Annotated in this window: 7 protein-coding genes; all 7 read right to left on the bottom strand. The window is 54.2% G+C overall.

Annotated elements, in window-relative coordinates; translation table 11 throughout:
* Positions 1–3,381: beta strand repeat-containing protein (locus HA050_RS20145; RefSeq protein WP_332841476.1), on the bottom strand; the 3,381-nt coding region annotated here is incomplete at its 3' end.
* 362 nt (positions 3,382–3,743) lie between these two features.
* A complete protein-coding gene (locus HA050_RS20140; protein ID WP_166830126.1) occupies positions 3,744–4,403 on the bottom strand; it encodes an HAD family hydrolase in 660 nt (219 codons plus the stop codon).
* 147 nt (positions 4,404–4,550) lie between these two features.
* On the bottom strand, positions 4,551–5,951 hold the full coding sequence (locus HA050_RS20135; RefSeq protein WP_166830124.1) for an FAD-dependent oxidoreductase: 1,401 nt from the start codon (positions 5,949–5,951) through the stop codon (positions 4,551–4,553).
* 45 nt (positions 5,952–5,996) lie between these two features.
* Positions 5,997–6,830 (bottom strand): phosphonoacetaldehyde hydrolase, encoded by an 834-nt coding sequence (phnX, locus tag HA050_RS20130; protein ID WP_166830121.1) that lies wholly within the window; start codon positions 6,828–6,830, stop codon positions 5,997–5,999.
* A 55-nt stretch (positions 6,831–6,885) separates the two neighbouring features.
* Positions 6,886–7,974, bottom strand: a complete 1,089-nt coding sequence (locus tag HA050_RS20125) for a 2-aminoethylphosphonate--pyruvate transaminase (protein WP_166830119.1) — start codon at positions 7,972–7,974, stop codon at positions 6,886–6,888.
* A gap of 454 nt (positions 7,975–8,428) precedes the next feature.
* Entirely contained in the window at positions 8,429–10,108 is a 1,680-nt protein-coding gene (locus HA050_RS20120; protein ID WP_166830117.1) for a putative 2-aminoethylphosphonate ABC transporter permease subunit, read from the bottom strand.
* Positions 10,105–11,220, bottom strand: a complete 1,116-nt coding sequence (locus HA050_RS20115; RefSeq protein WP_166830116.1) for a putative 2-aminoethylphosphonate ABC transporter ATP-binding protein — start codon at positions 11,218–11,220, stop codon at positions 10,105–10,107. Before HA050_RS20115 ends, HA050_RS20120 begins: the two co-directional genes overlap by 4 nt.
* Positions 11,221–11,261 lie beyond the last annotated feature (41 nt).

Raw genomic sequence — 11,261 nt, 5'->3', positions numbered from 1 at the left:
GGTCAGCTCGACAGCCTGTGCCGTGGTCAGCGCCACCGCCTGATCGGTGGTTAAGCCCGCCAGCGAGCTGGTCTTGATATTGACAACCTGATCCGTGGTCAGATGCGCCACTTGATCGGTGGTCAGTGCTCTGATCTGAGCGCTGGAAAGTGCAGCAATCGCCAGCGTGCTGATCACGGCCAGATCGCGCGTTTCGAGTGCTGCGATATTAGTGGTAGTGAAGGCAGCAACCTGGCTTGAGGTCAGAGCGGCAGCCTGTGCAGTAGTCAGTGCAGCAATTTGATCTGTAGTCAGCCCCAAGAGCGACGCGGTTGTTAACTGAACCGCCTGATCGGTCGTTAAATTAGCCACTTGCGCTGTCGTTAATGCCCGAACTTGGTTACTTGAAAGAACGGCAACCGGCAAGGTGGTGACAACGGCCAGGTCACGCGTTTCCAGTGCGGCCACATTATTGGTGGACAACGCGGCCACCTGACGGGTGGTCAGAACGGCGGTCTGGGCTGTAGTCAGGGCGACAACCTGATCAGTGGTCAGCCCGCTTGAAAACGCAGCTGTATTCAGCGCCACAACCTGATCGGTCGTCAGATTCGCCACCTGGGCGGTGGTCATGACATTCACTTGGGCCGTATTTAATACGGCAATACCGCTGGTTCTGAGTACGACTACATCGCGTGTTTCCAGTGCGGCAACGCTGCCGGTGGAAAGTGCGGCAATTTGTGATGAAGACAGCGTTGAGGCCTGATCTGTGGTCAGCGCAACCGCCTGATCGCTGGTCAGCGCCCTGACCTGGCTGGTGGTCATTCCTGCTACGGATGTCGTCGTCAGCACAGCCACATCACGGGTTTCAAGTGCCGCAATATTTGTTGTTGAAAGTGCGGCCACCTGGCGGGAAGTCAGCTCTGTGGCCTGTGCAGTAGTCAGCGCCACCACCTGATCAGTCGTCAAACCGCCCAGGGCGGTGGTACTGATATTGATGGCCTGATCAGTTGTTAAGTGAGCGACCTGATCGGTCGTCAGCGCTCTGACTTGCGCACTGGACAATACCGCCACGCCTTGCGTACTGACCACGGCTAAATCACGGGTTTCGAGTGCGGCAACATTAGCAGTAGAAAGCGCCGCGACCTGGCGTGTGGTTAAAACGGCAGCCTGGGCCGTATTTAATGCAACCACCTGATCTGAAGTTAAGCCACCGCCTACTGCCGTGGTCGTCAGGGCAACCACCTGATCGGTGGTCAGGTTATTAACCTGAGCAGTGGTCAGCGCTCTGGCTTGCGTGCTGGACAAAACAGCAACATCAGCCGTGCTGATCACCACCAGATCACGGGTTTCCAGTGCGGCCACATTATTGGTGGACAACGCGGCCACCTGGCGGGTGGTCAGCACAGCGGCCTGGGCCGTAGTCAGGGCGACAACCTGATCAGTGGTCAGCCCGCTTGAAAATGCAGCTGTATTCAGCGCCACAACCTGATCGGTCGTCAGATTCGCCACCTGGGCGGTGGTCATGACATTCACTTGGGCCGTATTTAATACGGCAATACCGCTGGTTCTGAGCACGACTACATCGCGTGTTTCCAGTGCGGCAACGCTGCCGGTGGAGAGTGCGGCAATTTGTGATGAAGACAGCGTTGAAGCCTGATCTGTGGTCAGCGCAACCGCCTGATCACTGGTCAGCGCCCTGACCTGGCTGGTGGTCATTCCTGCTACGGATGTCGTCGTCAGCACAGCCACATCACGGGTTTCAAGTGCCGCAATATTTGTTGTTGAAAGTGCGGCCACCTGGCGGGAAGTCAGCTCTGTGGCCTGTGCAGTAGTCAGCGCCACAACCTGATCAGTCGTCAAACCGCCCAGGGCGGTGGTACTGATATTGACGGCCTGATCAGTTGTTAAGTGAGCGACCTGATCGGTCGTCAGCGCTCTGACTTGCGCACTGGACAATACAGCCACGCCTTGCGTACTGACCACGGCTAAATCACGGGTTTCGAGTGCGGCAACATTAGTAGTAGAAAGCGCCGCGACCTGGCGTGTGGTTAAAACGGCAGCCTGGGCCGTATTTAATGCAACCACCTGATCTGAAGTTAAGCCACTGCCTACTGCCGTGGTCGTCAGGGCAACCACCTGATCGGTGGTCAGGTTATTAACCTGAGCAGTGGTCAGCGCTCTGGCTTGCGTGCTGGATAATACTGCAACACCCGCGGTGCTCAGCACCACCAGATCTCGCGTTTCCAGCGCGGCCACATTATTGGTGGACAACGCGGCCACCTGGCGGGTGGTCAGCACAGCGGCCTGGGCTGTATTCAAAGCAACAATCTGATCTGTTGTTAAGCCACTTGCCAGCGCCGCGGTATTTAACGCCACCACCTGATCCGTGGTCAGATTAGTCACTTGTGCGGTGGTCATTGCGTTGACCTGAGCGGTACTTAAAGCAGCGATACCACTGGTATTAAGCACCACCACATCACGTGTTTCCAGAGCGGCAACACTAGTGGTGGAGAGTGCAGCAATTTGTGATGAAGACAGCGTTGCGGCCTGATCTGTGGTCAGCGCAACCGCCTGATCGCTGGTCAGCGCCCTGACCTGGCTGGTGGTCATTGCGGCTACGGATGTCGTCGTCAGCACAGCCACATCACGGGTTTCAAGTGCAGCAATATTTGTTGTTGAAAGTGCGGCTACCTGGCGGGAAGTCAGCTCGGTCACCTGTGCCGTGGTGAAAGCAACAACCTGATCCGTCGTTAGGCCACTTAAAGATGACGTATTCAGGTTAACCACCTGATCCGTTGTTAAATGCGCAACCTGATCAGTTGTCAGTGCTCTGATTTGTGCACTGGACAGCACCGCCACGCCCTGAGTGCTGATCACGGCTAAATCACGTGTTTCAAGTGCGGCGATATTAGTAGTAGAAAGTGCGGCCACCTGGCGGGATGTCAGCACCGCAGCCTGTGCCGTGGTCAATGCAACGATCTGATCTGTGCTGAACCCACTTCCCACAACCGTGGTAGTCAGGGCAAGCACCTGATCGGTAGTCAGATTATTAACCTGAGCGGTGGTCAGCGCTCTGGCTTGCGTGCTGGAGAGCGTGGCAATACCGGAAGTACTCAGCACAACAAGATCGCGTGTCTCAAGGGCCGCAAGACTTGTGCTGGTCAGGGCGGCAATCTGGCGTGTGGTTAAGACTTGCGCCTGAGCGGTGGTGAGCGCCACGACCTGATCAGTGGTTAAGCCACGGCTGATTTGCGAAGTGGTCAGCACCACAATCTGCGCTGTAGTTAATGCTGCAAACTGGCTGGTAGAAAATTCCGCTATATCTGCGGTCGTAAATCCAGCGATTTGCTGGGTTGTCAGTGCAGCAACCTGTGCCGTCGACAGTGCAGTGATATAGCTCATTTTTTTCTTCCTGAAGAGTAACTTCAAACCACAATTGCAGACTTAGGCACTGATTTACGCTCTAATCTTCCACAAAAGCTTACAAGAAATATTGTTTACTTATTTGTAAAAATGTGATTTTTATTTAAATAAGCAGCAAATACCATCATGAACCACATCTATCGACAAAAATAAAGGTAACTTTAGCACAATTAAATGCTTATTTTCTTACATGATTTAATCGGCAAAAAAACTACAAACCCCCGCTATGCTTCTGATTTTGCGCCAAAAATCACCAAACATTCAACAAAAACACCTCAGCAAACAGATCAATGGTTAAAATGTGACCATAATCACAAAAAACCACACCACAGCCAACTTACTTACAATACATTACACCAATGTAAGATTTTCCATCCTTTTTGCGCTGCCTGATCGCACAGCACAGAATCTGGATTCACCACACAAGCATGCTCAACCGCCAGCAGCAATGGCACATCATTTATTGAGTCGCTATAGCCCGTACTGCCCGCCAGAGCTTCACCCTCTTTTTGCAGCCAGTCATGCAATCGCAGCACCTTGCCCTGCTGGTAAGTCAACACGCCCTTAGTCTGCCCCGTATACACACCCGCTTCACTCTCCAGGCCGATAGCAAGATAATCAGCCACGCCCAGAAAGCGGGCCACAGGGCCAACAATATGATCCCCGGTTGCAGAAATAATCAGCACTCTGTCGCCCCTGGCGCGGTGCTTTTCAATCACCTGCCGCGCCTCTGCAAACACGACAGGGGCAATCATTTGCTCAATAAAAACAACCACCCACTGCCCCACCCCCTCAACCGGACGCCCTTTTAAAGCTTGCAGCGTAAAAGACATATAGTCTTCCATTTGCAAAAGCCCCTGGTGATAGGCCCGCATCAGCTCCGCTTCTTTGGCCAGCATACTGGCGTCAGCCAGACCTTTATTCACTAAAAATTGCAAAAACAGGCTGGCGCTATCACCATTAATCAATGTGTCGTCTAAATCAAAAATTGCTAATGCCATTACTTATCCTTGCTTCGCCTCAGACAGGTCTGGGATGATTGGTGATGGTTTATGGCTTGCATATGCGCTTTCACCTGCGGCCCAAAACCAACGCAGGCAAAAACGCCGGGCAAGCCCTGCATCGCGCTCAAATTAAATATCAACTACTCAGGCTTTATCAGACTTACCAGCCGCAGCGGCAAAGCCCGCCAGCTTGCAATCCCAAAGCCAGGGCTGTGCGCCTTTGTCTTCCGCGTTTTCTTTACGCCGAATGGCGTTTCTCACCATATTGGCACCCAGCCAGCGTATCGGTTCAGGAGGAAAAAAGCCTCTTGGGCCCGTGACCAGCGGGCTGCGCGTCCATTCATTATCTGCACCCAGCACAAGGGAAGATAAAATCTGCCCGCCCAAATAAGCCGGCCCCACGCCATTACCCGAATAGCCAAAGCCATAAAAAATACCCGGATGCTGATTAAGCCTGCCAAAAAATGGAATACCCGTTACCGACCGGTCAGAAGGGCCATTCCATGAGGCGGCAATCGCCACGTCTTGCAGGGCGGGAAAGAATCGTCTGAAGGCATCCGTAAGCGACTGCTGATAAGTACTCGGCTGATCAAACCCGGCCAGCATCCGGTTGCCATAGGAAAAAGTATTACCGCCCTTGCCCAGCATTAATCGCCCTTCTGCGGTGCTGCGATAGTAATTCACAAAAATACGTGAATCGCACACCGCCACACCGCGTGTAAGGCCGGTGCGCTGCAAAAGATCGGGGCAAGGCTCGGTGATGATCATATCGGACGAAACCACCGCAATGCTGCGCGATAAGGCCGGAAACATCGTCGCCATCGAGGCATTCAGCGCCAGCACCACCCTGCCCGCACTGATCTTGCCATGCGCCGTCACTACTACCGGTCTGGCGCCTTCAATCAGGCGCTCCATCGGTGTGGCTTCAAAAATCTGAACGCCCATTGCCCTTGCTACCCGCGCCAGCCCCCGCACCAGCAAGCCCGGCTGCACACTGCCCCCCACGGGTGAAAAAGCACCTGCAATATGCAGATCCGAACCTGCCATCAGTTTAACTTCGTGCCCGGGCAAGCCCACCCAAGTTGACGCGCCATGCCGCGCCAGCTCGTTCATCACGCCATCCATACTGCCCAGCTGCGCGGTATTGGTGGCGGTATAAAGTGTGCCATCGACGCGCACTTCGGCATCGATCTGATGATCGCGGCAAAATTGTGCAATCTGATAAACCGCGTCTTCCGAGGCTTTAACGATACGCAGTGCTTCTGCCTCACCAAACAGCCTTTTCAACGTCAAAAACTTTGTCGCCAATGTCAGCAGGCAGCCACCATTGCGGCCAGACGCCCCGCTGCCGCAGAGATCTTTCTCGATCATCACCACGCTTAATTCCGGCTTCGCTATTTTGAGCGAAATCGCCGTCCATAAGCCGGTATACCCCCCTCCCACAATGCACACATCGGCCTGTAAATCCTGCCTGAGCGGCGCGGCAGCTGGCGGGGTTTCTTTTAGCAAGGCCTGCTCAAACCACCAGGGGCGAAATTCACTCATCAGAGCCTTCCCAATATATAAAATAAAAGATGTCGCAAATGAAGATCAGGGACGCTCAGACCGGGCCATGCGTGCTTCAATATCGGCCAACACCGGCAGCAGGTCCGCAATGCTGTCGATCACATAATGCGCCCCCGCTCGTGATAACTTTTCTACCGCCACGGCGCGTTTTTTAGCTTGCTCAGCAGGGCTTAAATCGGCCCACTCTGCAGCGGTCAGCCCGACTTCATTCCCAGTCACGGATAAACCTACAGTCCACATACCGGCATTTAAGCCCTCATCAATCCCCACGGCCGTATCGTCCACTTTCACGCAGGCGGCTACATCACTTACCGCCAGATCGATTACATTTTGCAAAGCCATCCACGGCCCCGGGCGCGCGCCTGCTTTCAGATCATCAGCCGCCACAACGCAATCTGGCGCGTAGCCGCGCTCACGGGCAATCGGCAGCAAGGCATTCATGACCTGGCGCGGGTAGCCGGTGCAACTGCCAATTTTGATGCCTTTCACTCTCAGCGCGGCCATTACATCAAGCGCACCATTAATCGGCAGGGAATACTGGCCCACTTTGGCAATCTGCAAAGGCATAAACGCTGCATACAGTGCATCCACATCGGCATCTGTCATGCTGCGATCAAACTTCGCCTGCCAGCGAGCGGCCACCGCCGGCAACTGGCCCAGCGCCTTGATATGATCCCATTTAGCCATTCCCATCGGCACGCGAGCCTCGGCAAGAGAAATATCGATACCAAAGCCCGCAAAAGCCTCGATCAAAACCTGAGTCGGCGCAAAAGAGCCAAAATCCAGCACAGTGCCAGCCCAGTCAAAAATAACAGCCTGAATGGGGCCAAGATAAGCACGGGTGTAGCGATAGTTCATGGTTGTTCCTTGATTATTTAACTGTTTTTAATTGTTAATACGCTGCAAAAATCCATTAATCAGCCCACCCCAGCTCCGCCAGCACCCCGGCAATCACCGCAATGGCTTGCTGGATTTCAGCCTGATCAATCGCCCCGATGCAGCCCACGCGGAAGGTTTCTACTTCGGTGAGTTTGCCGGGATAAAGCAAGAAGCCACGGACGCGAACCGCCTGGTAGAAACGCTGAAAGTCGTACTCAGGGTGATTCGGTGCCAAAAAGGTATAGATAACCGGCGCTTGCAAATCGGCGGGTAAAAAGGATTGCAGGCCGAGTTTTTTCATCCCGGCAAGCAGCGCATCGCCATTCGCCTGATAGCGGGCCAGGCGTGCAGGCTGGCCGCCTTCTGCCCAATACTGATCAAGCGCTGTCCTGAAAGCCGCCACCACATGGGTGGGCGGGGTAAAGCGCCATTGGCCGGTTTTTTGCATATATTCAAACTGATCGCATAAATCCAGCGATAAGGATGGGCTTTGCCCCTGCACCAGGGCCGCTTGCTTCACAATCACAAAGCCCATGCCCGGCACGCCTTCCAGGCATTTATTGGCCGAAGAAATCACCGCATCCACTGGCAAACCATCGACCGGCAATGCACCAAATGCCGACATCGAATCCAGAATTAACGCCCGCCCTGCGGCCTGCACCACGGCAGCCACTTCTTCTACGGGGTTAAGCAGGCCCGTCGCCGTTTCGCAATGAATCATGCCCACATGCGAAATAGCCGGATTGCCCGCCAGCGCCTCGCGAACAGCTGCCGCGCTGACGGGCGTGCCATCGCTCACCGCCAGCACGCTAACCTTGCGCCCCATCACGGTGGCGATTTTGGCCATCCTTTGCCCATAAGCACCATTTACCAGCACCAATATTTCGCGATCTTTGGGCACCAGGCTGCCAATAGCGGCCTCCACCGCAAAGGTGCCCGACCCTTGCAAAGGCACGCAAACATAACCTTCCCCCAGATTGGCGATACGCAGCAGATCGGCGCACACACTGGCCGTCAGCGCATTAAATTTGGCATCCCATGAACCCCAATCAACCAGCATGGCGGTTTTAGTGGCCAGCGAGGTGGTCAAGGGGCCTGGCGTTAATAAGATCGGTTCACGCATGATTACTCCAATCGTCTAGATGAATTTTTTGATACAAAAAAATGGCCGAGGCCTGAATTTATTAAGTGCCTTCGGCACATTGATTTTGGTGCGGTATTCCCGCCGGGACTCACTTTCTTGAACGGCCAGGAAAGAAAGCAAAGAAGGCCACCCCGAACAGCACGAAGGCCCCTGACTGCGGATAATCAGCCCGGCGAAAAAGGCTGCTCGCTCGCTGCCTCGCCACCCCTTTTTCGAAACCCCGAGCTGCTTATTCCTCGCTTCAGCGTGCTTCAGGGGGATTTAAGCCCCGTGCTATGAGTTGCGATATAAATTTATTTTGTTTAGGTTGAAACGACTCAAAACCCAATAAATGGCTCAGTTCAAAATGCTTTTCTCCGTGAAACTCCGTGCTCTCTGTGGCCTCCGTGGTTCAAAATTTGGGTTTTCAGCAGTCTCTCGCCAATCAAACCCACTACTTTCTCCACGCTTGCGAACGCTTGCCCAACAGGGCCGAGGCGATGGCGAAGAGCAGGCACACCAGGGCTGAAGTCATAACAACTAGGGTAGCCATTGCAGCTGCAGCGGCGGTGTCGCCTGCGTCGTCCATATTCAGCACGGCCAGGGAAGAGAGCACGGTGTCTGGCGTATAGAGGAAAATCACGGCAGAGACGGTGGTCATGGCAGAGACAAAATAATAGCGGGCGATATCTAAAATTGCGGGCAGGCAAACCGGTACGGTGACGCGGCTGAAGGTAGTCCAGAACGGCACTTTGAGCGAGGCGGCAACGGCTTCAAATTCTGCATCCATCTGCTTAAGCGCAGTGGTGGCGGTGAGATGCGCCGTGGTATAAAAGTGCGTCACGGTACAGAGCACCAAAATACCCATCGTGCCGTACAGGCTGTGCATCGGGTTTTGCGGGTAATTAAAAAAGAACACATAGCCCAAGCCGAGCACCAAACCCGGCACCGCCATCGGCAGCATGGCCAATACGCGCAGGATAGCCTGGGCCAGCGGTGCGACTTTTAGCTTTTCATTTAAATACGCGCCGATAAATACCAACAACACGCCGCAGATCGCCGTCCAGAATGCGAGCTTTAAGCTATTAAAATAAGCCAGCCAGCCCCCGCCATCCATTTGCTCAAAATCAAAATGCGCCAGAGTCAGGCTTAAGTTATACGGCCAGAGCGTGATTAAAGACGCCGCCACGGCCACGCCCAGCATCACCAACAGCCACAAAGAGATCGTGCTGCAACACAGAAAAGCGGCGGCATCTCTGAGCGCAGCAGGCTTTGCCAATAAAGGCTGAGCACGCGCGGTGAGCAGGGCTTTCTGTTTTTTTTGCACAAAGTAATCAACCACAAAAGACAGCAAAGCCGGAAAAAGCAGCAAGAGGCCAATCACCGCGCCCTTAGGGAAATTTTGCTGGCCAATCACCTGTTTATACGCCTCTACCGCCAGCACATTAAACTGCCCGCCAATCAGCTTTGGCACACCAAAATCGGTCATCACCAGCGTAAACACCACAAACGCCGCCGAGATCAGCCCGTAACGCACCGCAGGCAAAGTCACGGTAAACCATTGCCGCACCCGCCCTGCCCCCAGCGCGGTGGCTGCTTCATAAAGCCGCGCATCGGCAATCGCCAGCGCAGTAAGCAAAATCATCAGGGCGTGCGGAAAGGTATAAAACACCTCGCCCAGTACAATACCCAGCGGGCCATAAATGCCGACCCCCAGCGGCAGCCAGCTTTTAATCAGCCCTTGGTTGCCAAATAAATAAACCAGAGAAATCCCTGGCAAAAGGGAAGGTGCTAAGAGCGGAATCAAGGCCAGATAACGAAACACCGCCTTGCCTGGCATGGCGCTGCGGCTAAGTGCTGCGGCAAAAACATAGGCCAGCGGCAACACAATCACCGTAGTCAGCGCCGACACCCACAGGCTATTGCCCACCGCAGGCCAAAACCCTGCCACATTGGTGATTTCAATAAAGTTACTTAAGCCAGTGAACTCACCGCTTTGTGCGAGTAACGATTTGCCCAGAATCGCCAGCAGCGGGCCAGCCACGCCAATCAGCAAAAAGGCCGCAATCAGATAGCTGATACTGCCGGCCAATCTTTCCCGAATATCAAGCTTTAAAGTAAGACCCGCGCTCATTCTGCATCCTTACTACAAAAAACCCGCAGCTGATCGTGCGGCAGGGAAACAGGGATGCGCTGCGCTAAGGAAGGCTGATAAAGGGCGAGCTGATCCCGGCTGAGATCAACCATTAAATCGCTGTTCCACGCCGGCACATGCAGGCTGATACGATAAAAACTGCCTAATAGCTCAATCTTGCTGACATCGGCCAGTGCAGTATTAGGCTCCCTCAAGAGAGCCGCATCCCAGGTGGCGTGCAGGCGCACCGCTTCCGGGCGGATAAAAAGTTCCACCTCCTGCCCCGGTGGCAAAGGTGGCAAATGCAGGGCGTAAAGCTCGGCATCGGCAACACTCAGGCATTGATTACCAGTCACACGGGCCTTAATCCAATTCGATTTGCCAACAAATTCGGCTACAAAACGGCTTTGCGGATGGCTGTAGATTTCTTCAGGCGTGCCCACTTGCTCAATCACGCCGTGGTTCATCACCACAATGCGATCGGCCATCGTGAGCGCCTCATCCTGATCGTGCGTCACCAAAATCGTGGTAATGCCCAGGCGCTGTTGCAAATTGCGAATTTCGCGGCGTAAGTGTTCGCGCACGCGGGCATCCAGCGCAGACAACGGCTCGTCTAATAATAAAAGCCCGGGAGACGTAGCCAGGGCGCGCGCCAAAGCCACCCGCTGCTGCTGGCCACCGGATAATTGGGCAGGGTATTTGTCTTCGATACCGGCAAGGCCAATCAGCTCAAGCAAGCTGGTGACGCGCGCGGCCTTATCGCTGCTTCGCCCTTTCAAGCCGTAAGCAATATTGTCTGCCACATTTAAATTAGGGAATAAAGCATAGGACTGAAACACAATGCCGTAATCACGCCTGGCAGCTGGCAAACGGGTAATGTCTTTGCCCTCCACTGTGATTGCGCCCGCATCGGCAAACTCCAGCCCCGCAATCATGCGCAGCAAGGTGGTTTTGCCGCAGCCCGACGGCCCAAGCAGGCAAAGCAGCTCGCCTTTTTTAACATTCAGCGAGATTTGCTTTAAGGCCACAAAAGCACCAAAGCGCTTCGCCAGGCCTTCTATCGATAAGTAATCTGCGCTGGCGACAAGGGACAATTCAATATTTCTATTCATTAATCAGGCCTGAAGCGGTAAACGTTTTGGAACATTAATCT

This window comes from Iodobacter violaceini (assembly GCF_011601265.1).
GTDB lineage: Bacteria > Pseudomonadota > Gammaproteobacteria > Burkholderiales > Chitinibacteraceae > Iodobacter > Iodobacter violaceini.
Note: the sequence above shows the minus strand (reverse complement) of the source record. Positions and strands in the feature narration are given on the sequence as shown.